The following is a 26,062-nucleotide window of genomic DNA, read 5'->3' as shown; positions in this document are numbered from 1 at the left end:
CGCGAGCCCCGTCGGGCTTCGGACACGCGACGGGGCTCGCGCCCCGGCCTAGCGGCCGGCCCCAATCCCCAGCCCCCATCGCCGTCACTCGGGCGCCGGGGTGAAGTCCCACAGGCCCAGCCGGGTGTTGCCGCGGTGCGCCTCCAGCACCGCCAGCACCGGCCGCGACGGGTGGAACGCCAACCCGCCGGCCCGCCCGTCCCACGTCCGCAGCACGTTCCCCGTCGCCGTCTCCCACACCGTCAGCCGCGGCGAACCCGGCGCGTGCGTCGGGACCGCGATCGGCGGCCCGCCCTTCGGCCGCTCCGTCACCTCCAGCGGCGTCAGCGGGGTGTAGCCGAGCGCCGCCAGCCGGCCGTCGCCCGACACGGCCACCGCCGCCATCGGCAGAATCAGCTCCAGCTCCGCCGGCAGCGGCAGCGCCTTCCCCGCGTCCAGGTCGAGCACCAGCACCGGCGTCTGCCGGCCGCGCGCCAGCACCGCCCGCCGCCCGTCGCCCGACAGGCCGACCACGAGCCCCGGGAAGCGGAGCGAGTCCTCCATCGAGAGGCCGGTCCGGAGGAGCGTCATCTCCGGCCGCTTCGCCGCCGGCGCCGTCGCCCACAGCTGCTTCCCCGTCGCCGCGTCGTACCCCTCGATCACCCCCTGCCCCGCGTGGGCCAGCACGCGCCGCCCGTCCGGCGTCAGCCGCACGTCGGAGAACGTGCCGTCGAAGGCGCCGAGCGGCCACCGCGCCTCAAACCGCGGGTCGGCGTGCCACACCGTCACCCGGGTCGGCGTGCGCACCAGGAAGCGCACGTCCTGCGGGCCGGTCGGCGTCAGCCGCTCGCCGCCGTCGGGCACCGCCCCGCGTGACTCGGCATCGCCCTTGACGGCGACCTGCCGCGGGCCGGTCGGCTGGGTCGTCAGATCGACCCGCGCCACGCCGTACCGCTGCAGCGTGTGCTCGGCGCTGATGAGGCCCGTCTCGCGGGTCGCGGTCAGGAGCGACTTGCCGTCGGGGGTGAAGCCGACCAGCTGCGTCTGCGGCGGGAGCGGCCCCACCCACGGCCTCATCTGCGGGTCGGCCGGGGCGAGCACGACCAGCGTGTTCTCCCCCGAGTCCGCGGCCGCCGAACCGGTGAGCGCGAGCCACGTGCCGTCCGGACTCCACGCCGCGCCGGCCACCGACTTCAGCGGCACCTCCTGCGTCCGCTGCAACCGCGGGGCGGCGAACTTCGGCGGCGCCGGCTGCTCGGCGACGGCCGGCCTCGGGGGCGCGTCCGGCTGCGCCACCGCGGGGGGCGCCGGCGGAGCGTCCGGCGGCTGCGCGACCCCGGCAGCCAGGGCGACCCCGGCGGCCAGCGTGAGGGCGACGGCGCCGCCGAGCAACACGGTCTTCATCGCCGACCCTCCGCGGGCGAGCCGCCGCACCGCCGCCGGCACCACGCCGCCGGCGGCCCAGTCGGCGACCAGCCCGCACGTTTTCAAGAGCAAGGATTCGGGAACCGCCGCCGCCCGCCCGCCGATCAAACCGGCTGCCACCGCCGGCGCCACGCCGCGCCGCGCGAGCCGGGCCGCGAGCCGCTTCCGCCCGCCGTCGAGCCGGCTCGCCAGCGTGCCGGGCGGCACGCCGAGCCGCGCCGCGGCGTCGGCCCGCGACAGCCCGCGCAGGTCGCACAGGACGACGGCGTCGCGGTACCACGCCGGCAGCTTGTCCAGTTCCTCGTCGAGCACGGGGCCGAGGTCGCTCGGGGCGTCGGCGGGGGCGGCGGGCTCGGGGACGTTCACGGCTTGTACCTCCCGGGCCCGCCGCCGGGCCGCGGCGCGGCGGGCGTTGCGGGCGACGCCGACGGCGACGCGGTACAGCCAGTTGCCGAGCAGCGCCGGGTTGCGGAGCGAGCCGGCCCGGCGCGCCAGCACGAGGAAGACGGCCTGGAAGGCGTCGTCGGCGTCGTGGTGGTGGCGGACGCCGCGGCGGCAGGCGGCGAGCACGACCGGCCCGTGCCGGCGGACGAGTTCGGCGAACGCCGCGGCGTCGCGGGTGGCGGCGAACCGGCGGAGGAGGTCGGCGTCGGCCGCCGGCTCGGCGGCGGCCTGCCGGAGGAGCACGGCGGGGTCGGTCATGGGGGTACACTGTCCGGCCGGGGGCGGGCGAGTCGCGCGAAATCCGAACCCCGGGCGGCGGCCGGCCTACCCGCGGTTGTTGAACGCATCGTTCAGCCGCTCGGCCTCCGCGTCCACCAACAGTTCCTTCTCGCGCAAATAATCGACCAGACAGATGCCGACGATTTGCAGCGTGGTGGAGCCGTCCGGTCCCGGCTCGCTGTCCGGCCCCGGTTCGCGGGCGCCCGGCACTTCCAGGCGGTAGACGACGAGCCCCAGGTCGTCCGGCCCGAACTCGTGCTTTCCGTGCCGGTACCAGTTGTAGCCCACCTGGAGCCCCACGTTCGCCGCGCTGGTCAGGTTCGCCAGCCGGACGAGCGACCACGGGGAGCGGACGGTCAAGTCCAGCCACGTGCAGTCCTGAGAGCGGCCATGGACCCTCTCCACTGCGACCCCGGGCATCAGACCCAGAAGCCGCACGATGTCCCGGAGCGTGACCTCCTCCGGGGATGCCCACCCCGGAACGTCGAAACCGTGTGGAACGCGGTCGTGTGCCATGCGTGGTGCGGCCGGGTTCGGCCGCGGTCGCCGCCTCGGTGGGGGCGGCCTCGGTATCGTAGCCCGCGGCTGCGCCGCGGTCACGTTCCGCTACCGAGCTTGTGTCCGTGCGTATACTATGGTGGTATTCCTTCCACCACCCGGAGGCCGCGCCGTGACCAACGCCGAAATCGCCCGCGAGCTCCGCACCCGCGCCGCCGACCTGGCCCGCGCCGGTGACAACCTTTATCGCGTCCGGGCGTTTCGGCAGGCGGCGATGGCCGTGCTGGCGCTCCCGAACCCGGTGGCCGAGCTGGTCGCCGCCGCCGGCCCGAAGGCGCTCGCGCGGCTCCCCGGCATCGGTCGAAGTCTGGCCGACACCATCGCGGGCCTGGCCGCAGAACAACTTGCGGCCTGAAAGACTATCTAGCATTATTTTGTGTATTTGACTCAATGCGTGCCTCGACCCCCCGGGGCTGGCGACCCGACAGTTATTCGGCGCGTCCCAGGTGAGACACTCATGGGCCCCGGGATTCTGCCGTAACGTGACGTTGTCACACGCCGTTACGGGAGGAGCCCATGAGTGCGTCGTCCATCGTACACGACTGGAGGGGGACCGTCCGTGACCTCCTGCCCGGGTTGCACGGGCACCAGGCCAACACCCTGGCCGACCTCAGCCTCGCCGTCGCCCTGGCCGGCGACTGCCGGGCCGGCTGGGTCGCCCCCCGGCTCCCGACCAACGCCGCACCGGCGAGCACCCGCCGGCGGTTCGAGCGGGCGCTCGCCAACCCCCGGCTCCGGCCCCGGGTGGCCCAACGGGACCTGGGCCGGGCGCTGCTGGCCCACTGGGCCGGGCGGACGGTCCTGCTGGTCCTCGACGAGACCCCCCGGGCCAACGACCTCCGGGCCATGTGCGTCCGGGTCGCCCACGCCGGGCGGGCGCTCCCCCTGGCCGCGGAGGTGTACCGGACCGGCGCCGCGCCCCGGCCGATGCCCCTCCTGGTCCGCGGGCTGCTCCGCCAGGTCCGGGGGTGCCTGCCGCGCCCGTGCCGGGTGGTCCTGCTGGCCGACCGCGGGCTGGCCTGGCCGACCCTGGTCGACTTCTGCACCGAGAGCGGGTGGCACTACGTCCTCCGGCTGCTGGGCCAGACGGTGATCCGGTTCCCGGACGGGACCGAGCGGGCGGCCCGGGAGTTGGCCCCCCGGGTCGGGACCCGGTGGGTCGGGGCGGCGGCGGCGTTCCGCAAGGCCGGGTGGCGGGGGGCCGGGGTGGTGGCGACGTGGGAGCGGGGGATGAAGGAGCCGTGGGTGCTGCTGGCGGACGAGCCGGGGAGCCTCCGGCACGCCCGGGCGTACGCGAAGCGGATGTGGGTGGAGGAGTCGTTCCGGGACGACAAGGGCGGGGCGCTGGGGTGGGGGGCCAGCCGGGTGGACCGCCCGGCCCACGCGGCCCGGCTGCTGGTCCTGCTGGCGCTCGCGGTGGTGCTGGCGGTGAGCCGGGGGGGCGCGGCGACGAAGGCCGGACGGAGGCGGGCGGTCGACCCACACCAACGGCGGCGGCTGAGCATCGTCCAGGTCGGGTTGCAGTGGCTCCGGCACGCCGTCGCCCACGCCTTGTACGACCGCCTCCGGCTCCGCCGGTTGTACCTGTACCCCGAGTAGGTCGAATATAAGTGTCGGGCCGCCAGCCCCTCGGGGGAGAGGGGCGCGGCGGAGCACGCGGGGTGAGGGGGCGAACCCCGCACGATGAAAACCAACCCCACGCACCCACCCCGCTCAGCCGGCGGGTCAGTGCCGCCCGCCGAGCACCAGCGCCGGCACGTCGGCGACGGACGCCAGCAGGTGCGTGTGCGGCCGCGCCGCCAGTTGCTCGCGGGTGTACGCCCCCGTCGTCACGCCCACCACGAGCCCGCAGCCGGTGTTCGTCCCCTCCTCCAGGTCCACCGCGGTGTCGCCGACCTTCGCCACCGCCGTCGGGTCGGTCACGCCCAGCCGCGCCATCAGCGCGCGGATCATGTCCGGGTGCGGCCGGCCGCGCTCCACCTCGTCGCTGGTGATTGTCGCGTCCACCGTGCCGGGCACGGTCCAGCCGAGGCGCGCCAGCACGGCGTCGGCGATGCGGCGGCCGAAGCCGGTGTCGAGCGCCACCTTCACGCCCGCGGCGCGGAGCCGCGCGAACGCCGCCGCCGCGCCGGGGATCTCGCGCACCGCGGGGTCGGTGGCGTAGTAGTCGCACATCCGCGCCACGAAGGCGGTATGCACCGCGTCCACCTCCGCCGGCCCCGCCGGCCGGCCGACCGTCTCCAGGATCACGCGGATGGCCTCGGGCTTGTGGTAGCCCATGACGCGGTCGATCACCGCCGGGTCGGCCGTGACGCCGTGCACCGCCAGTGCGGCGCGGAACGAGGCGTTCACCGCGTCGCCGTCGAACACCGTCGTCCCCGCCATGTCGAACACGACCAGCTCGATCACGTCTGCCTCCGTTCGGGGAATGACGAATGACGAATGACGAATGACGAACCCGATCGGACCCCTTCGTCATTCGTCATTCGTCATTCCCGAGTCCCCCAGGAATTCGGTCACCGTCCGCTCGGCGAGGCCGAACGACAGCGTCATGCCGGCCCCGCCGACGCCCGTCACCGCGAGCACGCCCGGCGCCGGCCGGGCCGCCACCCACGCCGCCGTCGGGTGCTTGGCGTACACCCCGTGCCAGCGGGCCGCGATCGTCAGGCCCGGCAGGTTCAGGAAGCCGCGGAGGTAGTCGAGGATCAGGTCGTCCACCCGCGGGTCGTCGAACGGGCTGACGGCGTCGCCGTAGTGGTGCGAGTCGCCGATCACGACCTCGCCGGCCTCGTTCTGCGACGCCATGACGTGAATGCCGTGCCGCCCGTACTCCGGCAGCTCGGCGTCGAACCGCGCGGCCACGGCCGGGAGCGTCGGGCACGCCGCGAAGCCGCCGTAGTGCCGCAGCGTCAGCCCACCGGCGAGCATGGTGCCGAGCCGCTCGCGCCGCGGCGCCGAGCGCATCATCTGGAGCTTGCAGCGAACCAGGCCCGACTCCGCGAACGCCTGCGGCGCCAGGTCGCGGAAGTCTTCGCCGGTGCAGATCACCAGTCGATTCGCGGCGACGCTCCCGCCTGTGGTGGCGACACGGCCGGCTTCGTAGCCGAGGACCGTGGTGCCGAAGTGGAACGCGACGCCGTGCCGCCGCGCCAGGTACGCCGGAAGTTCGGCGATCACCTGTCGCGGGTCCACGCACGTCTCCGTCGAGCTGAACAGCCCGGCGCGGAGGCCGTCCGTGCGGACGGCGGGGAAGCGGCGCACGACCTCCGCGGCGTTTAGCACCTCGCACGGCCGGTCGCCGACGGCCGCGAACTCGCGGAGCACCTGCTCCTCGTCGGCGTGGCGGGCGACGTGGAGCGAGCCGCAGGGGTCGTGCCACAGGCCGGCGTCGGGGAGCACGTCGCGCCACACGTCAAGGCTGCGGCGGGCCAACTCGTACCGCTCGCCGGCCGGCTGGCCGACGGGCCACAGCATGCCGAAGTTCCGCACCGAAGCCCCGCGCGCGGCCGGGTGCCGCTCGACCACCGCGACCCGCAGCCCGCGGCGGGCCAGGTGGTAGGCGTGGGCCAGCCCCAGCACCCCGGCCCCGACCACCACCGCGTCGTACCCCGCGCTCATGCCGTCCCCTTCAGCGCCGCTTCCAGGTGTGGCCGGTAGTGCTCGACGCCCGGGACCGCGAGCCCCGGCACCTTCGCGGCGTCGTCCCACCGCCGCAGCGCCAGCGCCGCCTGCCAGTGCGGCTCGGCGCGGAACGCGGCCTGCTCGTCCGACGTGAACGGCCCCCCCTGGAGTTCCAGACTCCGCCGCGACGCCGGGGAGAGGCCGCCGAGGTAATCGGACTCGGCGGCGCACAGGTAGCGCTTGGCGGCGACGTGGAGGCGGACCGGGTCGGCGACGGCGGGGCCGAAGTGCTTGGCGAGCCACGCCGCGCCGATGTCTTCGTGCCGGCCGTCGATGCCGCGCTCGGCCACGTCCTCGCCGAGGGTGTGAAGGAGGTGCCCCACGTCGTGCAGCAGCGCGGCGGCGACGAGCGGCGGGGCGGCGTCCGCGGCTTCGGCGAGGTGCGCCGTCTGGAGGGCGTGCTCGGTTTCGGTCACCGCCTCACCGAAGTACAGCCCGCTCCCGCGCTCGGCGAACAGGCGGAACACGGCGTCGACGAGCGGCACAGGAGCCTCCGGCGGTCAGGATACGCAGCGAATATCGGGGCGGCGATTCAACCACGATCCACCAGACGGTTTACGTCGGCGGCTCGCCGCAGCATCGCTCCAATATTCATTTGTGGCACGGGCTCAATGCGTGTCACGACCCCCCGGGGGGGAGCCGTACACACAATGAACCTCGCCCGAGCGACGCCGTTCCGCTCACGGCACGACCGCGGTCCGCACCCCGGGCCGGGCGTGGGCGTCGGCAAAGGCCTGCTCGGCGTCGGCCAGCGGGTACGCGGCGCCGACCAGCTCCGCGAACGGGTACGCCGCCCCCGGCCCGGCGAGGAAGTCGAGCGCCGCGGCGAGGTCGGCGGGGTGGTAGTTGTGGACGCCACGCACCGTGAGCATCCGCCGCACGACCGCCTCCGGGTTCAGCGGCACCGCCCCGACCGGGGCCACGGTTCCGGCGAGGATCACCGTGCCGCCCACGCGCGCCAGCGCCAGCGCCGCGGCGACCGCGTCGGCCGTGCCAGCGAGTTCGAGCACCACGTCGGCGCCGCGGCCGGCGGTCGCGGCGAGGACCGCGGCGCGAGTGTCCTCGCCGGGCGCGACCGCGTGCGTGGCCCCGAACAACGCCGCGCGGTTGCGGTTCGCCGGGTGCGGGTCGGCGGCGACGACCGCGGCGGCGCCCGCGGCGCGGGCCAGGGCGCACGCCGTCACGCCGAGAACGCCGGCGCCGAACACCAGCACCGTCCGCCCCGCGACCGAGCCGGCGGCCCGCAACACCGCAGCAGCGGTCGCGGTCGCGCAGTTCGCCGGCGCCGCGACGCGGTCCGGAATCGCGTCCGGCACGACGAACCACGCCGTGCCTGGGACGAGCAGCACGAACTCGGCCAGCCCGCCGGCGGGGCGGCCCGGTTCGGCGCGGCGGTGGCCGTACTTGAATGGCGTCTCGCACTTCTGCGGCAGCCCGTCGGCGCAGAAGAAGCACGCCCCGCAGCCGACGGCCACGGCCCACGTCACCCGCGTGCCCACCGTCGCCGGCGTGCCGCGGTAATCGGTCGGCGTCGCCCCCGGCCCGAACGCTCCGATGCGGCCGACGACCTCGTGCCCGAGCACGGCGGGCGTGGGTTCGGTCCGCCGGCCGGCGTGGGTGTGCAGGTCGCTGCGGCACAGGGTGCAGCACGACACGCGGACCAGCAACTCGCCGGCCCGCGGCTCGGGCGTCGGTTCGGTCACGAGTTCGAGCGGCCGGCCCGCACCGTGGAACAGAACGACGCTCGCCATCACGCCTCCCCCGCGGCCGGCCGGGCGGCCGGGTGCGACAGGAAGTAGTACCACGCGGGAAGGAGCAGCGCCAGCGTCGCGGCGGCGATCACCCACGACAGCGGCACGAAGAACGCCAGAAAGTCCGGCCCGCCGCCGCCGGCCGAGCGCGCGAGCAGCACCGCGACGTAGCCGAGGTACCCGAAGGCGTCCACGAGCGTCATCAGGTAGCCGACCGTGCCGCGGTCGCGGGTCATGGCGATGAGCCGCTCGAACACGGTGGTGTGGACGGCGATGTAGGGCAGGTACAGCCCGACGCCGTGGAGGACCATGAACGCGAGCGGCGACAGGACGCCCGCCCGCAGCCCGACCAGCGCCGCCGCCAGCAGCACCGCCCCGGCCGCGGCCGTGCCCATCGCGTAGGTGAAGGCCCGGCGGTTGTCGCGGATCAGCACCGCGGCGCCGCTCAGCACCAGCACGCACGCCGCGACCGCCATCTCGGAGTACGTGAACACCCCCGGCTGCCCCGTCACCCCGAGTCCGGCCCACACCTCGGGCGCGAAGTCGGCCCGCACGCTCCGTAGCACCGTCACCAACAGGTACGCCCCGCCGAGGAGCAGCAGCCCGGCCGCGTAGCGGCGGCCGAACGCGCGGCGGTCGGCGGCGGTCATCGGGGCGCGCTCGCTGCGCAGGGCCACGTCGGACTGCGCGGGCGGCGGCACGCGGGCGAGCATCCCCACGAACAGCAGCAACGCCGGCGCGAACAGCAGCCCCGCGGCGGCCGGCATCCACGCCTCGCTCACGCCCGCCTTCAGCAGGTACGCCCCCGCCGACTTCGCCGCCCCGTCGGCCACGACGAAGCTGGCGCACAGCCCGGCCGCCAGCGCCTCCGACTGCCGGCGGCCCTCGAGCACGCCGAGGACCAGCCCGAAGATCATGCCCAGCGGCAGGCCGTTGACGAACAGCCACGCCACGTTCCACGGCGCCGGCGTAACCGCGAACAGAAATAGCGCCAGCTCGGCCACGCCGACGAGGGCGAGGATCAGCCCGGCCCGCCGCGCCGGCGACACTTCGGACACCACCTTGATGCCGAGGAACTTGGACGCCGTGTACCCGAGCACCTGGGCGACGACGAGGGCCGACTTGTAGCCGGCGCCCCAGAAGGGGTCGTCGGCGAACGCGCCGGCGGTGAACGGCTTGCGGACGGCGTAGACGCAGAAGTACGTCCCGAACGCGGCCGCGACGCACCACGCGGCCGCGGCCCGCGCCGCGGGTCGGTCGGACTGGCGGACCGGCTCGCCCATCGCGGTCGGTTCCTCGCGGGTGCGGGTTCCCCCCGACGGTTTAGGGAATGCCCGCGCCGCGGACGCGTCTTCCGAGAGTCTTCACACTCCCTTCCCGCGAACGCCACCCGGGGCTCATTGAGTAGCTACACGCCGCCCGGTGCGGCGACCCGCTGTCCCGACCAGAGAGCCACGACGTGAACACCACAGCCATCCGACGGCAGTACGACGAGGTCGTCGCCGAGTACTACGACTTCGACCCCCAGGGCGTGACCGGCGGCTCGCTCGACCGGGCGATGGCCCAGTTGCGGGCGTGGGCGCCCGACGACGCCGACCCGTTCCGCGTCCTCGACCTGGGCATCGGCACCGGCCTGTTCCTCAGCCGCGTCGCCGCCGCGCTCGGCGACCGCGTCGCGCCGTTCGGCGTGGACGTGTCGGAGAAGATGATCGACCGGGCGCGCGCCCGGGTGCCCGGCCTCACCGCCGCCGTGGACTCGGCCGCCCACCTCGACGCCCACTTCCCGGGCCAGTCCTTCGACCTCGTCTGCACGCACTTCGTCACCGGCTTCGTGCCGATGAACGTGCTGGCCCCGCTGATTCATGCCCGGCTCGACGACGGCGGCTGCTGGTCGTTCGTCGGCGGCACGATGGCCGGCTTCCCGGCGCTGCAGCAGAAGGCCGACGCGAAGCTGGTGCGGTGGCTCGGCGGCACGGCGGCGGCGAGCGCCGACGAGGTGGTGTGCAACCCGGCCGGCCGCGACGAGGTGGTGCGCACGCTGGAGGCGAACGGCTTCGCCGTGCGGGCGTGCGAGGTGTTCGAGCCGAAGGTCGAGTTCCCCGACTTCGACCGGTTCATGGAGTTCGCCTACCGCGGCGGCTGGCTCACCCCGTTCATCGAGGCGGCCGGGCTCCACAAGGCCGGCCGCCTTACCCGGTGGCTGCTGAACAAGCTCGTGTTCCCGATGTCCGACCACCACAACGTCGTGATCGCCCTCGCCGAGAAGGCCGAAGGGTGAGCGCCAGTCGGCGGGGGCGGCATCACGCCGCCCACCGCCGGCGGTCGAGCAGCAGGTAGTTCAGCAGGAACGGCACCTCGTAGAAGAGCAGCACCCAGAACAGCGGCCGCCCCTTGGGGTAGCGGCGGTTGAAGTCGGTCATGTCGGCGGCGGTCGTGAACACCTTGTGGCCCCACGCCTGGAGCTTGTAGCACAGCGGGACCAGCAGCGGGTACACCCACACGGCCCACGCCGGCAGCGGCGGCGCGTACACGACCGCGGCGACGAACCCCGCGAGGTAGGCCGCCAGCGCCGCGCTCACCCGGGCCGGCAGGTTCGGCACGACCGCCAGCCAGTACGCGGCCGCCAGCCCGACCGGCACCCACACCACGGGCACCAACCAGTACAGCATCGCGTAAACGCCGAACCACACGCCGAACAGGGCGGCGAGGTGGTTCACGTTGATGCCAAACTGCGAGTGCCGGCACAGGTGCCGGGCATACAGGTCGGCGAAGTCCACGCGCGCCAGGCTCAGCGGCGGGTCGGCGGGGTCGGCCGTGGTGCTCAAGGTCATCGCCTCCGCAGGGTCGCGGTCGCCAGGGTGCCGAGCGCCCCCGCCAGCACGCGCGGGAACGGCCGCCGCAGCACCTCTACTACCGTCGCCGCCGCCGCCCGCAGGTCGTCCGGGGCCGCGGTCAGCGACGGCGTCAATTTCAGCACGTTCGGCTCGTACTGGCAGAACCCGGCCAGTACCGGGAATCGTGGGTGCCGCAGCATCGCCAGCAGGTAGAGCGAGTACAGCTGCTTACGCATCCACCGCCGCAGGCCGCGCCGCGCGTCGAGTTCGACGCCGACGAGGAGGCCGAACGCCCGCACGTCGCGCACCCCCGGGCAGCCGGCGAGCCCGTCGCGAAGCAGCCGGGCGAACAGCTCGCCGGATTCGCTCGCGCGCTCGGCGAATCGCAGCTCGTCGGCCCGGCGTAGGACGTTCAGTACCGTGCGGTAGCCGGCGTCGCAGCCGTAGCGCCGGCGGAACTCGGCGGGCAGGTCGCCGCCCGCCCGCGCGACCGCGTCCGAGCACAGGGTTAGCGCGACCGGCACCATCATGTCCGACGTGCCCTTGCCGAGCACGAGGAGGTCCGGCGCCAGGCCGAGCGCCGCGGACCGGGTGAACGGGCCAGTGCGGAACATGCCGGTCTGCACCTCGTCGATCAGCAGCAGGTGGCCGAACCGCGCGCGGCTGTCGGCCAGGAACCGCAGCACCGCCTCGGGCACCGGGCGGACGCCGCCGACGGCCTGCACCAGTTCCGTCTGCACGACGGCGACCGGGTGCTCCGCCAGCAGCCGTTCGAGCTGCGGGACCGCGTCGGGGGCGAACGGGTCGGCGTAGAGCACGTCCGGGTAGAGCGGGTCGATGCGCTCCTTGTACTTCACGCCCCAGGTGCCGGCGAGCGCCAGCAGTGTCTTGCCGCCGTAGCCCGACTTCAGCGCCAGGACGTGCCGCCGCGGGTGTTGCGCCACGAGCGCGAGCTTCAGCGCGTTCTCGATCGCCGACGCGCCGCTGACCGCCGGCAGGACGTGACCCAGCCCCGTCTTCGCGCGCAGCCGCTCGGCGAGTTCGGCGGCGCCCGCGTCGGCGCCCGGCAGCGCCGCCAGCTCGGCCGTGTAGCCCGGGGGGTTGTGGCCGCGGATGCTGCACGCCACGCCGCTCACGGCGTCGAACACCCGCCGCCCGCCTACGTGGACGAAGTCACCGGCGGCGCGGACGCCGGGCACGTCGAAGCCGGCGGCGCGGATCGTCTTCCCGAGCGACGGGCTGTACAGCCGGCGGAACGCGCGGCCGCGTGCTTTCAGGTCGTCGCGCAGCTGCGCCAACTCCGGCTCGACCGCCGCCCAGAACGCCGGGTCGGCGGCCTTCAGGCAGTTGAGGAAGTGGAGCGTCGAGACCGTGTTCGGCTGGTACGTCGTGGAGTGGAACGTCGCCTTACCGCGCCGGTTCCAGTGGTCGTACAGCGACTTCCGCGCGGTGAACGCGGCGAACGGCACGGCGCGGTTCACGAACGACTCGTCGAAGACAACCACGTCCGGCGGCACGTCGCGGAGCCCGCCCGGCGCGGAGCGGCGCACGGCGGCGAGGCTGTCACGATTCACGCAGGTGATGACGAGCGGGGCGTGGGCCTTGATGGCCCGCCGGGCCAGCGCGGTCAATTCGCCGAGGCTACCGTCGGGCTTCGGGACGAGCACGACGAACCCGACCGGCGACTCGTCCGTCACGAGCCCGGGGACGAACACGGCCGTGCCGCCGCCCGCCGCCGGGGCCGACGCGAACGGGCCGAGGCGGCCGGCGGGGTCGATCACCAGGCCGGTCGCGGGGCGGGTGCCGCTGCCGTCGTAGCGGGCGAGCTTGATGGCGCCGCTCAGCGCCTCGTCGAACGAGTTCGCCAGGAACGTCTGGTGGCCGCGGCCGTCGGCGGGCGGCGCCCACGTCGTCTCGGCGTAGCGGCCGAGGCACAGGCACGTCTGCGCCACGAACGGGTTCAGGTACAGGCGCAGCAGGTTCGGCAGCTGCCCGCGGAGCATCTGGTCGAGGGTGTCGGCGAGCGGCGGGGGGGGGGTCATGTGCTGTGCTTGCCGGGGTTGGAACGGACGACCGCGAACGCGCGCGCCAGGTACTCCTCGAACGCGGCGCGGCTGCGGCGGAGCATGAACATGTCGGCCGAGACGCAGTCGTGGTCGCGGAACGGCGAGTGCGGGAACCCGTCGCGGCGGATGAACCGCAGCTGAATCTTCTTCAGCGGCAGCGCCCGGTGGTCGGCCCAGAACCGGGCGAACTCGTCGGCCGTGAAGAACAGCTCGACGTGCCACGCGAGCTTCCGCGTGAGGGTGTGCATCAGGTACGCCGTGACCGGGTTCTCCTCCAGCCGGTCCCACAGCCGGCCGATCGCGTCTCGCGGCAGTTCCAGCACCGGCGCCTGCGCCCCGCCCGCGTCGGAGTAGAAGCGCGCGACCGTGGCCGTCTCCCCGGCCGCGTTGGGCTTGCGGACCTCGACGTTCGTCGGCTTCGGGTCGGTGAGTGCGGCCAGGATCGTCGCGGCGTCCGGCGTCGTCAGCTCCTCGCGGTTCATGAAGTACCGCGAGCGCGGCTTCACCCGCACCTCGAGCCGTAGCAGCACGGCGCCGGAGCGGAGGTTGTAGACGTGCTCGCCGAACGCCGGCTCGTCGCTCGCCGCCGCGACGAGGCGGTCCGCGGCGGGGTCGTACAGGAGCACCTTCGTAATCGTCTCGGCGAGGCAGGAGAAGTCCGCGGCCGAGCCGTGGATCGGCACGTAGTACGCGGTGCCGAGGCAGACGTAGGAGAAGTTCGGCACGACGTAGAGCGTCTGGTCGGTGGCGGCGAGCGCGTCGAGCGCCTGGCGGACGGTGGCGCCGGCGTCGGCCCGGATGCGGTCGGCGGCGCTCTTGCGGACGCGGTTCAGGCGCACCGTGCTGACGACCGTGCGCGCCGGGTAGTGGTGGCCGAAGTGGTTGACGCCGTGGTTGTAGCCCACGACCTTGACGTGCCGCGCGTTCGCCGGGTGGCACAGCGCCCGCAGCTCGTGCAGCGACCGCGGCCGGAGCGTGTCGAAGCTGCGGCGCCGCAGCGCGAGCGCGACCAGTTGCCCGAGCAGCAACCACGACAGGAGCCGGCACGCGGCCGTGACGCACGCCGACAGCACTCCCCGCGGGGCGTGTTCGGCCAGCACGTCGCGCCAGGGCCGGTTCGGGCCGAGGACCGAGACCGCCCGCCGCCGCCCGGGCGGGCCGTCGGCCCGCTCGCGCTCGATCGCCGCGGAGAGTTCGGCCTCGCTGACGAACCCGGCCCGCAGTCGCCGCGGCACCAGCGGGTAGCACGCGCCGAACCGTCGGAGCGCCGCGGAGCCGAGTACGACGCCCGGGCGGAACACGACCACCCGCGCCGCCGTCCCCTTCAGGCGGTCGAGAACGTCCCGCTCGGCCGCGACCGCGGCCTGGTCGTCCAGGTGCGCGCGGTAGCTGCTCACGACGGCGACGAAGTCCGCCGCGCGTGCCCGGTCGAGCTGCGCGTCGGTCGGCCGCGGCGTGACGGGCACGACGACGTCCGCGCCGCCCGGCCCCGCCGCGGCCTCAGCCGGGGTAGGTAAACAGAGGCTCGCCATACCGGACCTTGTCGTTCGGGGACACCGCACACGTCACGCCGTCGGCCGGCGGCACGACCACCACCACGGTCGAGCCGAGTTCGAACGTCGCCACCCACTCGCCGCGGCGCACCGGCAGCGGCGGCGACCACGCCGTCGCGGTGACGCGCCGCGCCCGCGGGCGGAAGTCGGGCGCCGCGGGGAGCGTGACGTTCCCGACGCCCCAGCCGGCCACCATGGCCATCACGCACGGGCCGAGCGGCGTCGTGAAGCGGAAGATCACGCGCTCGTTGAGCGTGTAGACCGGGAACTCGGGCCGCTGGAACGGCGGGTGAACGAGCAGCCGCGCGCCGGGGACGTGCGTCGCCTCGTGCAGCGCGCCGTCCTGCGGGGCGAACACGCGGTGGCAGTCGATCGGCGACAGGAACACGACCGCGAAGTGCCCGCCCTCGAACGCCGCGGTGTCGGTGCCGGGCAGGAGCGACTCCAGCGTGTACTCGATCCGCTTGAGCGTGAGGATGCGCCCCTTCTCGACGCGGCCCACGTCCTGCACGGTGCCGTCGCACGGGGACAGGAATTGCGGCGTGCCGGCGGGGATCGGGCGGCACTCGGGGCGGACGCCGCGGGTGAACAGGGCGTTGAGCGTCGGGTACTCGGCCAGCGGCCGGTCCATCTCGGCCTCGTTCAGCCCCGGCGGGTACTTCTTGCCGAACGCCGTGCGGTACAGCCGCTCGCGGAGCCGGCGCGACGGCAGCGGCAGCCGGGCCAGCGCCACGCCCAGCAGCGCCACGCCGAAGCCGACCGGCCCGCCGTGGATGGCCCACGCCTGGCGACGCTGCTCGCGGCGGATCGCTCGGCGCGACGGGTTCAACGCGGCCTCCGGGGTCACAGTTCGGCCGCCGCGACGCCGGCGACGCGGAGCGCGTTGGCGACGATCGTCAGCGCCGGGCCGACGCCGAGCGACGTGGGCATGAAGCTGCCGTCCACGACGAACACGTTCGGGTGGCCGAACACGCGGCAGTCGCGGTCGAGCACGGCGTGGGCCGGGTCGGCGCCGAACCGCAGCGTGCCGCACTGGTGGGCGACGTGCTCGTCGGACGCGAACAGCTTCCGCACCGCGACGACCGCCCCGGCCTGCTTCAGGATGCGGGCCATCTCGCGCCCGAGCCGCTTGCCGCGGTACAGGTCGTAGGCGCCGAAGCGGTGCCGCAGCCGCGGCCGGCCGTCGGCGCCGAGCGTCACGCGGTTGGCCGGGTCGGGCAGGTCCTCGACGATCCCGGCCATCGGCAGCATCCGCCGGCGCAGGAAGTGGACGAGCTTGCGCGGCAGGAACCGCGGCGTCATCTTCGCCGTCATGTGCGGCCCGGGGACCGGCAGCGACGACACGAGTCCCATCTTGTGCGGCGTCTTGCGGGTGCCGAAGTAGAAGTCGGTGAAGCCGACCTGCTTTACGAACGTGTCCTCGGCCTCGGTGGGCGTGCGGAACAGGCCGACGGTGATCGGCGACAGGTGCGGCATGTAGTGCCGGCCGACGTGCTCGCCCGTCATCCCCGAGCGAAGCAGCAGCGCCGGCGAGTGGATCGCCCCCGCCGCGACGGCGTAGCGACGCGCGCGGACCACCGATTCGCGGCCGGTCGCCCGGTCGCGCAGCCGCACACCGGTCACGCGACCGCCGCCGTCGCGATCCAGCGCCTCGACTTCCACGCCCGTCAGCACGCGGAGTGGCAGCCCGTCGGCGGACGCGCGGTCGATCAGGTGCAGTGCCGACCCGCGCGCGCCCGTTGGGCAAACGTACCCGGCACAGGCGCCGCAGCGAAGGCACTTCGTCGGGTCGATCGCCAGCGGCAGGCGGAACGGTTTCAGCCCACGCCGGCGGGCGGCGGTCATCAGCCGCTCGTTGACCGGGTGGAGCGGCAGCGGCTCGTGCGGGTACGCGGCCGGTCGGGGCAGGGGGCCGTAGTCCTCGTCGCCGCTCCCGGCGACGCCAAACAATCGCTCGGCCTCGGCGTAGTGGGGCGCCAGGTCGTCGTAGCCGACGGGCCAGTCCCACACCTCGCGGCCGAGGCGGTGGCCGTAGTGCCGGCCGGGGTGAAAGTCGTCGCGGCTGGGCCGCAGCAGCGCCCCGCCGAACAGGGCCGTGCCGCCGCCCGGGACGCCGCCCATGTACAGCCGCTTGAGCGCCCCGTTCACCTCGACGGTGCGGTCGTCGTAGGGCGCCTTATCGATCAACGTGGCCTTCTCGTCCGCGTCGGCCGGTGGGGCCGGGCGGCCGCGCTCGACGAGCACGACCGACTTCCCGGCCCGGGCGCAGGCGTAGGCGAACGTGGCCCCTCCGGCCCCGCTCCCGATGACGAGTACGTCGCAGTCGCGCGAGACGGGTGGCGCCCCCGGCACGACGGCGAGCGACGTACGCGGCGGGCGGTTGGCAGCGACCATCGACGGCGACCCCGACGGGACACGGGCAGTTCGCGAGCGAACTCACCGTTCCAGTACGCCGCATTCCGGCTCGTTCAAGCGGCCTCGCGGGGACTTCATCGGGGCTTCTCGGAACGACCACAGAGTACCCGACATCGACTGCGTTCTGGGGCGACATCGGCTTGAGGCAATTCAGCTACCGAGGTGGAGTTCGCCGCTGTCGTAACCTGTTCGCTACGGGGAGCCATCCAGCCGGCGGTCGCGCCCGACAAGACTCCCGACTTCGGACTGGTTCATGGCGTCGGGGGACGAATAATAACCCCCTCTCTCCCACGCGCACCGCACCTTCGGGAGCCGACTCGTGACCCCTGCCCGACCCCGCCGCGTGCTCGCGGCGACCGCCGCCCTGCTCGGCCTACTCGCCGTCGCCAACGCCCCCGTCGCGGGCCAGCCGGCGGCGAAGAAAGTACTCACCCACGCCGACTACGACGCCTGGAAGGCGGCGACCGGCGTCACCCTCTCGCCCGACGGGCGGTACGTCGCCTACAGCGTCGGCGGCGCGGACGGCACCGGCGACGGCGAGATCGTCGTGCGGCACATCGCCACCGCGAAGGACATCCGGGTGGCGCGCGGCGGGCGTCCCGAGACGAAGGAGGGCGAGGCCGAGCCCGAAGCGCCGCCGCCGGGCCCGCCGGGGCAGAAGGGAGCGAAGGCCGGTGTGGGCGGCGCCGGCGGCAGCCCGCGGTTCGCCCCGGACTCGTCGCGCGTCGTCTTCGCGCTCCCGCCGACGAAGGCCGAGTTGGGGCAGGCGAAGGCGGTGAAGGGGAACGCGGCCGAGGCGCCCCGGGCGGTCCTCGCCGTGATGGACCTCCCCGCCGGGACGATCGCCGCCCGCCTCCCCTACGAGGGGGCGTTCACCGTCGCCGGCGACGGCGCCGGGTTCCTCGTCTACCAGCTCCCGGCCAAGAAGGAGGCGAAGGAGGACGCCAAGGCCGAGGGGCCGCCCGCGATCCCGTCCGGCCCGTTCGGCTTCAAGAAGGGCGGGAAGTTCGGCACCAACCCGACGCCGGGCACGGGCGCGGCGCCGGCGGTGAAGGCGCCGCAGTTCGGCAGCGACCTCGTGGTCCGCGACCTCGCCACCGGGCGGGAGCACGTCGTCCCCGAGGTGTCGGCGCACGTCCTCAGCAAGGACGGGAAGCTGCTCGTGTACGCGGTCGCCTCGCGGAAGGACGCGGCGAACGGCGTGTACGCCCTCGACCCCCGCGCCCCCGCGGCCGGCGTGCCCCTCAAGAGCGGCGCCGGGAAGTACAGCCGGCTGGTGTGGGACGAGAAGCAGACGAAGCTTGCGTTCTTCCACGACGCCGCCGGCGCGACCGCCGACCCGAAGGTCGCCCCGCCGCCGCGCCCGGTCGGGTGGACGCCGGCGCCCGTGCCGCCGCAGCTGCACGCCTACGTCTGGGAGCGCCCGGCGAAGGACGCGGTCGCCGCGCCGGCGGTGCTGGCGGTCGGCCCCAAGCCCGACGGGCTGAAGGCCGGCTGGGTGATGAACGGCACCACGCTGTCGTTCTCCGCCGACGGCTCGCGCCTCTACCTCGCCACCGGCCCGCAGCGCACGCCGACGCCCGAGGCGCCGAAGACCGCCACGCCGGGCGCGGCGCCGGACCGCGTCGAGCTCGACCTGTGGCACTGGAAGGACAACTACATCCAGCCGATGCAGAAGGTCCGCGGCGACGCCGACCGCAACCGCACGCACACCGCGGTCGTGTTCCTCGACACCAAGCAGTTCCGCCAGCTCGGCGACGAGACGCTCCAGGTCGGCCCGCCGGCGGTCGGCGACTGGGCGCTCGGGTCGGACAACCGCAAGTACCTCCACCTCACCGGCTACGCCGACCCGGTGCCGAAGGACTACGCGCTGGTGAACGTCACGACCGGCGAGCGCCGCCCGCTGCTCACCGGCTACGGCGGGTCGGCGGCGCTGTCGCCCGACGGCAAGTTCGTCCTCACCTACCACGGCAAGGACTGGTCCGCGGTCGCCGTCGCCGGCGGGAAGGCGCACAACCTCACCGCCGCGCTGCCGGCGAAGTTCTTCAACGAGGACGACGACCACCCCGCCGACCCGCCGCCCTACGGCGTCGCCGGGTGGAGCACCGACGGCCGGTTCGTGCTGCTGCACGACAAGTACGACGTGTGGAAGGTCGCCGCCGACGGCAGCGGCGCCGAGAACCTGACGAAGACGGGCCGCGCGCAGCAAATTCGCTTCCGCCGGCTGAACGTGCCGGTGGACGAGGAGGAGCCGGACGACCGCAAGGGGATCGACCTGGCGCGGCCGATGCTCCTGGCCGCCGAGAACCTCGACACCCGCGACACCGGCTTCTACCGCCTCGACCCGGGCGGCAGCCCGCGGAAGCTGCTGATGGGCGCCCGCAAGTACGGCCCGCCCACGCGGGCGAAGACCGCCGACACGTACCTGCTCACGGCGCAGAGCTTCACCGAGTTCCCCGACTACCACGCCACCGGCCCGGACTTCGCCGAGCTGAAGCGCGTGACCGACATCAACCCGACCGTCCACGACTACAACTGGGGCCGCGCCGAGCTGGTGCGGTACAAGAGTTCCGACGGCGTGCCGCTGAGCGGCGTGCTCGTGAAGCCGGAGAACTTCGACCCGGCGAAGAAGTACCCGATGGTGGTGTACATCTACGAGCGGCTGTCGGACGGGCTGCACGCGTTCCGGGTGCCGAACGTCACGCGCGGGCAGGTCATCAACCCGACGTTTTACGCCAGCAACGGCTACCTCGTGTTGATGCCGGACATCGCCTACAAGGTCGGCTCGCCCGGCCAGAGCGCGGTCAAGTGCGTGCTCCCGGCGATCCAGGCCGTGGTGGACCAGGGGTGCGTGGACGAGAAGGCCATCGGCATCAACGGCCAGTCGTGGGGCGGCTACCAGATCGCGTACATGGTGACGCAGACGAACCGGTTCCGCGCCGCGGTCGCCGGCGCCCCGGTGTCGAACATGGTGAGCGCCTACGACGGCGTCCGCTGGGGGAGCGGGATGCCGCGGCAGTTCCAGTACGAGAAGGGGCAGAGCCGGATCGGCGAGACGCTGTGGAAGGCGCCGATGCGGTACATCGAGAACTCGCCGGTCTTCATGGCCGACCGGGTGGAGACGCCGCTGCTGATGATCCACAACGACCAGGACGACGCGGTGCCGTGGTACCAGGGCGTGGAGTACTACCTGGCGCTCCGCCGGCTCGGGAAGGAGTGCTACCTGCTGAACTACAACGGCGAGAAGCACAACCTGGCGAAGAAGGCGAACGCCCGCGACTTCGCGGTGCGGATGTTCCAGTTCTTCGAGCACCACCTGCGCGGCCGGACCGCGCCGGAGTGGATGACGGCCGGCGTGCCCTACACGGACCGCGACCGCGAGCGGGAGCGCGCCCGGCAGCTACTCGCTCCGGCGAAGGAGTAGCCCGGGCGGGCGGGCGGCCGGGCGGGCGGCCGGGCGGGCGGGCGGCGCTCCGCGGGCGAGAACCCGGTACCGCCGCCCACCAAGGTTGTGCCCGGCCCGGCCCAGGGTCGCCGGCTCAACGGGGCGTGACCAACTTCGGGGATGAGGCTACTGGCGTGGCGCGTGGTATGCTGTCTTTCGCGTTACTGCCGCGCGACGCCTGATCCACGACTCGGTCGGCCCCGCTGAGCGACCCGCTTCACGACCTCCACCGGTACCGCGACGACCTGGTTCTCCTCGCCCTCTGCCAGCTCCCGGTCCGGCTCCGGGCCAAGTTCGACCCGTCCGACCTGGTGCAGCAGACGCTCCTCGCCGCCCACCGGGACCGGGCCGCGTTCCGCGGCACGACCAGCGGCGAGGTCGCCGGCTGGCTCCGCGGCATCCTCGCCCACCGGCTGTCGAACGCCGCCCGCGAATTCGACCGGGACAAGCGCGACGTGGGTCGCGAGCGGCCGCTCGGCCGCGCGGTCGAGGAGTCGTCGGCCCGGCTGGAGGCGTGGCTGGTCGACGCCCGCACCCCGCCCCACGACCGGGCTGACCGGAACGAGCAACTGCTCGGGCTGGCCGCCGCCCTCGCCGCACTGCCGGACGCGCAGCGCGAGGCGGTCGAGCTCCGCTACCTGCGCGGGTTCGCCGTCAAGGAAGTGGCTGAAGAACTCGGCCGCACCCCGGCCGCCGTCGGCGGGCTGCTCCACCGGGCGCTCGTCGAGCTGAACCGCGTGCTCGCCCCGCCGCCCGAGTGAGCGGTCACGGCGGGCCGAAGCCGTTCTGCCGGCGGAACTCCTCGTGGCTCCGCCGCATCTCGTCCTGCCGCTGCTGGTGCTCCCGGATGTTTGGGAGGACGACGACGAACAGGATGAAGAGCACGAAGCCGCCGAAGAGGAGTAACGGCAGGCACGCGGCGAACCCCTCCCACCCGGACCGGGCGAACCGCCCCTCACCCCGCTGCTTCTGGGCGTAGCAGCTCGGACAGATGAGCACGAGGATTTGCTGCCCCGGCCCGACCGCGTAGCCGGTCTTCCGAACGTCCGCCTCGGGGAACCTACGGCCGCAGAAGTAGCACCGGGGCGGGCCTGGCGACTGGTCGTCCACGATGGCGTCCGGCGGCAACGGGGGTGGCGGTGGCGGCGGCGGTGGTGGCGGGCGGAACGGCGGCGGCGGCGGGTGGTATGGCGGCGGCGGCCGGTAGATCGGCGGCGGAGGCGGGGGGAAGTACGGGCGCATCGGCGGGGCTCCCGGTTCGCGTCTGTCAGAATAGGTGCCGTCCGCCGGCGGACGATGCGCGCATCATCCGCGGGCGGACGGGTCCGGTATCCCGAGGGCCGGTCGGCCCTTCACCGGGGAACGCCTCATGGTCGCACGTATCGGGTTCGGGGTGGCCGTTCTTCTCGTCGGGGTCGGGTCGGTCGGCGCGCAGCCCCCGGCCGGTATCGACCCGGTCGCCGTCACCGACTTCCTCCGCGGGAAGGGGAGCTACGGCCGGTACGACCCGGACCTGGACTGGGGAACGTCGGATTTCACGTACCAGCTCCTCCCGGAGTGGTCGGTCCGGCGCAAGGGGCTGCCGGCGTTCTTCGGACCGGGCCTGGCGACCAGCGACGCCCCGCTGCCGCGGCCGGCGGTGCCGTTCGCTGTGTTCGGCGTCGAGGGCGGCGTGACGGCGGCGGTGCTTGGCCGGCTCGCCGAGCAGGATAACCTTCACACGCTCGTGGTCGGCGACCGGCTCACGCCGCGATCGATGCAACAGCTCGGCACGCTGAAGCAACTCCGCACGCTCCGCGTCGCCCCGCCGCCCGGCGACGGGCTTCGGCCCCTCGCCGGGCTCTCGAAACTCTACTCCCTGGCGCTCGACCTCGACCACGAGACGCCGACCGACTTCCGCCCCCTCGCCGGGCTGGCGAACGTCCGCGTGCTCGACCTGGACGGATCCCAGAACACCGACGCCGGGTTCGAGCACCTCGCGCGGATGGAGCGGCTGGAAACGTTGCGGGTCCGAAGCTTCGACCTCAAGGGTGACGGCCTCAAGCGCCTCGCGGCGGCGAGCCAGGCGTCGTGCGCGGCCCGCACCCGCAGGAGATAGAGCAGGTCTTCGGCCCGGTCGAGCTCCCGCCCGGCGCGTCGCGACTCGCGCTCGGCGTCGGCGCGGGCCGCGGCTTCCTGCCCGGCGCGCCGCTCGGCGTCGGCGCGGGCGGCGGCCTCCTTCCCGCGCAGGTCGTTGGCGTCGTCGCGCGACCGGCCCGCCGCCGCCGCCGCCGCCGCGTCGGCCCGCCCGACGGACCCGGCGAGTGCCTCGGCCCGCCCCCCGGCCTCGGCCGCGAAATGCGCCGACACCCCAGCCCCGACGGCCGACACGGCGACCACCAGCCCCCCGAGCGCGGCGACCGCCGGGTAGCGGCGGCACCACCGCCACGCCCGGCCGGCGGGCCCGACGGGCCGCGACCGCACCGGCTCGCCGCGCAGGAACCGGCCGAGCTCGGCGGCCAGGTCCCGGGCCGCCGCGAACCGCCGCGCGGGCTCCTTCTCCAGGCAGCGGAGGCACACCGTCTCCAGGTCGGCGGGGACAGCCGGGGTCAGGGTGCGGGGCCGCGGCGACGGGTCGTCGGTCACCTGACGAAGGGTATCGAGCGGGGTGTCGCCGAGGAACGGCGGGCGGCCGGTGAGCGCCTCGAACAGGATCGCCCCGAGGGCGTACACGTCGGTCGCCGGGCCGACGAGGTCGGGCCGCCCGGCCGCCTGCTCCGGGGCCATGTACGGCGGCGACCCGAGGAGCACCCCCCTTGCGGGTCAGGTCGGCCCGGCCGTCGAGGAGTTTGGCGAGGCCGAAGTCGGTCACCCGCGGGCGGCCGGCGTCGAACAGGACGTTCCCCGGCTTCAGGTCGCGATGAAGGACCTGCCCGTCGTGGGCCGCCTGGACGGCGTCGGCGAGCGCGGCCACCACCGCGGCGGCCTCCGCGGGCGCGAGGGCCCCGGTAGCTAGCCGGTCGGCGAGGGTGCCGCCGGCGCAGTACTCGGCCGCGAGGAACGGCAGCCCGTCGTGCTCGCCGACCTCGAACACGCGGACGATGCCCGGGTGGGACAGCCGGGCGGCGGCCTCGGCCTCGACCCGAAACCGCGCCCGCTCGGCCGGGGTGGCGTACCGCCCGGCGTGGATCAGCTTGAGCGCCACGTCACGACCGAGGCGCCCGTCGCGGGCGCGGTACACGACGCCCAGGTCGTCACTCACCTGGTACGACACGGTCGGGGCCAACTGCAGGAACTGCATGTTCGAGAAGACCGGCCCGATGACGAACTGCCCGAACGGGCCGGTCGGGGCCAGGACCGGGTTCCCCGCGTCGCCCGGGAAGTTCACCCCGCCGCCGCCGAGCGCGAGCAGGCCGAGGCCGAACGTGAGCGGGCTCTCGTCGTCCAGCTTGGACACGACTCCCAGGCTCGGGACGAGGGGGAACCCGTTGTCGCTCCGGGTGCGGCCGGACACGGACCCGCCTTGGAGCGGGGCCGGGAGGCTCGACGTGACCGAGATGTCCGGGTAGATGAACGCCCCGCCGATCGAGGTCTCGTTCCGCCCGAGCCGGCCGATGGCGGCGGGGTTCCAGTACAGCGCCCCGATGGCGTCGATCGGCGTCGCGGTCGAGACGCCGGCCATGCCGGCGTGGGTGGCCCCGGCCCCGGACAGGTACGCCCCGGCTGGGCGTTCGCCGCGGTGGGAGAGGCCGCGAGGAGCACCGCAACGCCGAGCCCGAGCCGGCACGTCCGTGTCATGGCCCTCTCCCGAACAGTGGGATCACAGCAGGAATATCGGTTGGGTGAATTGCGCCACTTGAGCGGTCTGCACAACCCGCAAGTCTGACCATCCAATATTGGCAACGCCGTTCGACAGGGGCGTGTCGCACCTCAGGTTCCGCTGTGTGATCAGCAAATCGGACTGGGACGCCCGTTGACCCCTGGCGGGCGTCGGTGACCGTGGCGCGGGCCGGCCCGGCACAACCTGGATGTGGTGCCACGGGCGACCGGGCGGTGGCCCGGGGGGCAGTGATGCTCACCTTGTGCCGTCGCCCGGATCCCAGATCGTGGCCGCAATGTACCGGTCCCCGGCCGGTGTGTCATGGAAGTAGTACACCGTGACCACCTTCCCGTCCGGCCGCTGCACGCTCCGCGGGTAGCCGACGTCACGGCCCCCGCCGTCCGACCGCAGTGCGACCTCCGGGCCCCACGTCCGGCCGTCGTCCCGGCTCAGCCGGGCGCGGACGCCGAACGGCTCGGCGCGGTGGCCATACGTCAGGCACACCCGCCCGTCCCGCAGCCGGACCATGCTGGCCGGGTTCCCCTCCCCGGTGTCGGGGACGGCTGCCGGTTGGTCCAGCACCCACGTCTTGCCCCCGTCCTCCGATCGGTAGGTGTCGATCCAGTTTCGCTCGCCCTCCCGGCAGCGGACGGCGGTGAGCAGCCGGTCGGGTCCGAGCCGGACGGTGGACGGCATGATCGCGTACCCGGCCGGCTCGGCCCCGATCCACCCGACGAACTCCCATGTCCTGCCCCCGTCAGCCGTCCGGGCGCAAAACGCCCGCCCCTCCCGCCCGTCCGCCTTCGCCGCCGTCAGGAACAGCAGACACTCGCTCTTCCCGGCCACCAGGTAGTCGGTCCGGGCGGCCACTCCCATCCGGCCGAACAGCGGCAGCCGGAACGGGCCGTCCCAGGTCTTGCCGCGGTCGGTTGAGTAGTAGAACCGGGACGGCCCGGACCCGGTGTTGGTCATCCGGGCGGTCAGGGCGAAGCCCGGGTGGGTGAAGTCGATCCCGCCGGGGCAGTCCCGCCACGGCCTCTCCTCGACGCCCGGCGGGGGGACGCCGTGCAGGGCCTTGCCGGCCGGGACGAGGGCGCCGCCGGCGGCCGGGTTCTCGACCGCCCAGGTCGCGCCGCCGTCCTTGCTGCGGGCGAGCAGGTGCTCCTCGGGCCGGCCGTGGTCGATGGCGTGCCGGCCGGGGCCGTTGTCGCGGGCGTACCCGGCGCTGAACCCGACGAGGATCTCGTCGCCCCAGGCCCACAGCCCGTGGTTCGCCGGCCAGCCGCCGAACCGCCCCGCCTCGGCGTAGACCTTGACGTGGCGGGCCACCGCCGGCCCGGCCGGCGTGGGGCGTGGCCCGCCCCCGGCGCAGCCCGGCCCGCCCGCGGCCAGCGCGGCCAACCCACCCAGGAGGAGCGGCCCGAGGCTCTCCCGCCGTTTCATGTGGATAACCTTGTCGCCGTCCGTGGGCGTGCCGACGTACCGCCGCGGATCGGAGTCGGGATCACCGTGCCCGCCCGGAGGGATACGCGCCGGGCTGCCGCGGCCGCGGGGCCGGGCAACGGTGGCGTCGCGATCCAGCATACACGGAGCCAACGAGTCGGACGAGATTACGACCGGCAGGAGCAAGGGGCCACGCGGCGGGCGCGGATGCCGGTGCTGGTGAGCGCCGGGGTGAGCCCGGACGAACCGGCGCCTGCGATCCGGGCGGTGCCGGCGGCGGCCCGCTCGGCTCCCGGGCCGTCTGCTCCGTGCCGCGTTCGGCCGGGCGCGCGGGCGGCGCGTATGGTAAGGGGTGGTGCGTGGGGGTGGCGTGATCCGTCATCAAGCCCG

The 26,062-nt window shown here is 74.2% G+C and carries 21 protein-coding genes and 1 pseudogene; 6 read left to right on the top strand and 16 right to left on the bottom strand.

Annotated features, from left to right (window positions below; genetic code table 11):
- Positions 1-84 precede the first annotated feature (84 nt).
- A complete protein-coding gene (locus tag ETAA1_RS28210; protein WP_145243957.1) occupies positions 85-2,106 on the bottom strand; it encodes a sigma-70 family RNA polymerase sigma factor in 2,022 nt (673 codons plus the stop codon).
- A 66-nt stretch (positions 2,107-2,172) separates the two neighbouring features.
- On the bottom strand, positions 2,173-2,487 hold the full coding sequence (locus tag ETAA1_RS28205; protein WP_145243956.1) for a hypothetical protein: 315 nt from the start codon (positions 2,485-2,487) through the stop codon (positions 2,173-2,175).
- A 310-nt stretch (positions 2,488-2,797) separates the two neighbouring features.
- Between ETAA1_RS28205 and ETAA1_RS32495 the strand changes: the two genes are divergently transcribed.
- Positions 2,798-3,040 (top strand): helix-hairpin-helix domain-containing protein, encoded by a 243-nt coding sequence (locus ETAA1_RS32495; RefSeq protein ID WP_202920475.1) that lies wholly within the window; start codon positions 2,798-2,800, stop codon positions 3,038-3,040.
- A 161-nt stretch (positions 3,041-3,201) separates the two neighbouring features.
- A complete protein-coding gene (locus tag ETAA1_RS28195) occupies positions 3,202-4,284 on the top strand; it encodes a transposase (protein WP_145243954.1) in 1,083 nt (360 codons plus the stop codon).
- Positions 4,285-4,410: 126 nt separating this feature from the next.
- Here ETAA1_RS28195 and ETAA1_RS28190 read toward each other — a convergent pair whose 3' ends face one another.
- The 5 genes from ETAA1_RS28190 to ETAA1_RS28170 form a co-directional block, all read right to left on the bottom strand.
- The gene (locus ETAA1_RS28190; RefSeq protein ID WP_202920474.1) at positions 4,411-5,094 is read right to left on the bottom strand and encodes a phosphonatase-like hydrolase; all 684 of its coding nucleotides are present in this window, start codon (positions 5,092-5,094) and stop codon (positions 4,411-4,413) included.
- 66 nt (positions 5,095-5,160) lie between these two features.
- A complete protein-coding gene (locus tag ETAA1_RS28185; protein WP_145243953.1) occupies positions 5,161-6,303 on the bottom strand; it encodes a TIGR03364 family FAD-dependent oxidoreductase in 1,143 nt (380 codons plus the stop codon).
- Positions 6,300-6,851, bottom strand: coding sequence for a phosphonate degradation HD-domain oxygenase (locus ETAA1_RS28180; protein WP_145243952.1), 552 nt, complete (start codon positions 6,849-6,851; stop codon positions 6,300-6,302). The genes ETAA1_RS28185 and ETAA1_RS28180 overlap by 4 nt, the downstream gene beginning before the upstream one ends.
- A 195-nt stretch (positions 6,852-7,046) precedes the next feature.
- Positions 7,047-8,117 (bottom strand): zinc-binding dehydrogenase, encoded by a 1,071-nt coding sequence (locus tag ETAA1_RS28175; RefSeq protein WP_145243951.1) that lies wholly within the window; start codon positions 8,115-8,117, stop codon positions 7,047-7,049.
- Entirely contained in the window at positions 8,117-9,400 is a 1,284-nt protein-coding gene (locus ETAA1_RS28170) for a DUF5690 family protein (RefSeq protein WP_145243950.1), read from the bottom strand. The genes ETAA1_RS28175 and ETAA1_RS28170 overlap by 1 nt, the downstream gene beginning before the upstream one ends.
- 176 nt (positions 9,401-9,576) lie before the next feature.
- Here ETAA1_RS28170 and ETAA1_RS28165 point away from each other — a divergent pair, with 176 nt between their 5' ends.
- Positions 9,577-10,395: a class I SAM-dependent methyltransferase gene (locus ETAA1_RS28165; RefSeq protein WP_145243949.1), complete on the top strand. Its 819-nt coding sequence runs from the start codon at positions 9,577-9,579 to the stop codon at positions 10,393-10,395.
- 22 nt (positions 10,396-10,417) lie between these two features.
- On the opposite strand, the gene ETAA1_RS28160 is transcribed toward ETAA1_RS28165, so the two are convergent.
- From ETAA1_RS28160 to ETAA1_RS28140, 5 genes are read right to left on the bottom strand one after another with little or no spacing between them, the layout of a single operon-like run.
- Positions 10,418-10,948, bottom strand: coding sequence for a hypothetical protein (locus tag ETAA1_RS28160; RefSeq protein WP_202920473.1), 531 nt, complete (start codon positions 10,946-10,948; stop codon positions 10,418-10,420).
- Positions 10,945-12,993, bottom strand: coding sequence for an aminotransferase class III-fold pyridoxal phosphate-dependent enzyme (locus tag ETAA1_RS28155; protein WP_145243948.1), 2,049 nt, complete (start codon positions 12,991-12,993; stop codon positions 10,945-10,947). The genes ETAA1_RS28160 and ETAA1_RS28155 overlap by 4 nt, the downstream gene beginning before the upstream one ends.
- On the bottom strand, positions 12,990-14,483 hold the full coding sequence (locus ETAA1_RS28150) for an FAD-binding protein (protein ID WP_202920472.1): 1,494 nt from the start codon (positions 14,481-14,483) through the stop codon (positions 12,990-12,992). The genes ETAA1_RS28155 and ETAA1_RS28150 overlap by 4 nt, the downstream gene beginning before the upstream one ends.
- Positions 14,484-14,517: 34 nt before the next feature.
- Positions 14,518-15,399: an archaetidylserine decarboxylase gene (gene asd, locus ETAA1_RS28145; protein WP_202920471.1), complete on the bottom strand. Its 882-nt coding sequence runs from the start codon at positions 15,397-15,399 to the stop codon at positions 14,518-14,520.
- A gap of 14 nt (positions 15,400-15,413) precedes the next feature.
- Positions 15,414-16,964: an FAD-dependent oxidoreductase gene (locus ETAA1_RS28140; protein ID WP_145243945.1), complete on the bottom strand. Its 1,551-nt coding sequence runs from the start codon at positions 16,962-16,964 to the stop codon at positions 15,414-15,416.
- A gap of 340 nt (positions 16,965-17,304) precedes the next feature.
- Between ETAA1_RS28140 and ETAA1_RS28135 the strand changes: the two genes are divergently transcribed.
- Positions 17,305-20,409 (top strand): S9 family peptidase, encoded by a 3,105-nt coding sequence (locus ETAA1_RS28135; protein ID WP_145243944.1) that lies wholly within the window; start codon positions 17,305-17,307, stop codon positions 20,407-20,409.
- 224 nt (positions 20,410-20,633) lie between these two features.
- A complete protein-coding gene (locus ETAA1_RS28130) occupies positions 20,634-21,191 on the top strand; it encodes a sigma-70 family RNA polymerase sigma factor (RefSeq protein WP_145243943.1) in 558 nt (185 codons plus the stop codon).
- Positions 21,192-21,195: 4 nt separating this feature from the next.
- On the opposite strand, the gene ETAA1_RS28125 is transcribed toward ETAA1_RS28130, so the two are convergent.
- The 3 genes and pseudogenes from ETAA1_RS28125 to ETAA1_RS33970 all read right to left on the bottom strand — a co-directional run.
- Positions 21,196-21,672, bottom strand: a complete 477-nt coding sequence (locus ETAA1_RS28125) for a hypothetical protein (protein ID WP_202920470.1) — start codon at positions 21,670-21,672, stop codon at positions 21,196-21,198.
- Positions 21,673-22,281: 609 nt separating this feature from the next.
- The gene (locus ETAA1_RS33605) at positions 22,282-23,196 is read right to left on the bottom strand and encodes a serine/threonine-protein kinase (protein ID WP_145243941.1); all 915 of its coding nucleotides are present in this window, start codon (positions 23,194-23,196) and stop codon (positions 22,282-22,284) included.
- A gap of 91 nt (positions 23,197-23,287) precedes the next feature.
- A pseudogene (locus ETAA1_RS33970) lies at positions 23,288-23,599 on the bottom strand (protein kinase domain-containing protein); the annotation flags it as partial.
- Here ETAA1_RS33970 and ETAA1_RS33165 point away from each other — a divergent pair.
- Positions 23,483-24,295 (top strand): hypothetical protein, encoded by an 813-nt coding sequence (locus ETAA1_RS33165; RefSeq protein ID WP_238389522.1) that lies wholly within the window; start codon positions 23,483-23,485, stop codon positions 24,293-24,295. The pseudogene ETAA1_RS33970 and the gene ETAA1_RS33165 overlap by 117 nt on opposite strands.
- A gap of 189 nt (positions 24,296-24,484) precedes the next feature.
- Here the strand turns inward: ETAA1_RS33165 and ETAA1_RS28105 are convergent, their stop codons facing one another.
- A complete protein-coding gene (locus tag ETAA1_RS28105; protein WP_145243940.1) occupies positions 24,485-25,672 on the bottom strand; it encodes an exo-alpha-sialidase in 1,188 nt (395 codons plus the stop codon).
- Positions 25,673-26,062 lie beyond the last annotated feature (390 nt).

Origin of the sequence: Urbifossiella limnaea (genome assembly GCF_007747215.1) — a bacterium.
Classification (GTDB): domain Bacteria; phylum Planctomycetota; class Planctomycetia; order Gemmatales; family Gemmataceae; genus Urbifossiella; species Urbifossiella limnaea.
Note: the sequence above shows the minus strand (reverse complement) of the source record. Positions and strands in the feature narration are given on the sequence as shown.

Bases quoted from the DNA above. Each gene is read 5' to 3' on its own strand.
- ETAA1_RS28210 (WP_145243957.1), bottom strand. From the start codon at position 2,106: ATGACCGACCCCGCCGTGCTCCTCCGGCAGGCCGCCGCCGAGCCGGCG.
- ETAA1_RS28195 (WP_145243954.1), top strand. From the start codon at position 3,202: ATGAGTGCGTCGTCCATCGTACACGACTGGAGGGGGACCGTCCGTGAC.
- ETAA1_RS28185 (WP_145243953.1), bottom strand. From the start codon at position 6,303: ATGAGCGCGGGGTACGACGCGGTGGTGGTCGGGGCCGGGGTGCTGGGG.
- ETAA1_RS28175 (WP_145243951.1), bottom strand. From the start codon at position 8,117: ATGGCGAGCGTCGTTCTGTTCCACGGTGCGGGCCGGCCGCTCGAACTC.
- ETAA1_RS28170 (WP_145243950.1), bottom strand. From the start codon at position 9,400: ATGGGCGAGCCGGTCCGCCAGTCCGACCGACCCGCGGCGCGGGCCGCG.
- ETAA1_RS28160 (WP_202920473.1), bottom strand. From the start codon at position 10,948: ATGACCTTGAGCACCACGGCCGACCCCGCCGACCCGCCGCTGAGCCTG.
- ETAA1_RS28155 (WP_145243948.1), bottom strand. From the start codon at position 12,993: ATGACCCCCCCCCCGCCGCTCGCCGACACCCTCGACCAGATGCTCCGC.
- ETAA1_RS28140 (WP_145243945.1), bottom strand. From the start codon at position 16,964: ATGGTCGCTGCCAACCGCCCGCCGCGTACGTCGCTCGCCGTCGTGCCG.
- ETAA1_RS28125 (WP_202920470.1), bottom strand. From the start codon at position 21,672: ATGCGCCCGTACTTCCCCCCGCCTCCGCCGCCGATCTACCGGCCGCCG.
- ETAA1_RS33605 (WP_145243941.1), bottom strand. From the start codon at position 23,196: ATGGCCCCGGAGCAGGCGGCCGGGCGGCCCGACCTCGTCGGCCCGGCG.
- ETAA1_RS28105 (WP_145243940.1), bottom strand. From the start codon at position 25,672: ATGAAACGGCGGGAGAGCCTCGGGCCGCTCCTCCTGGGTGGGTTGGCC.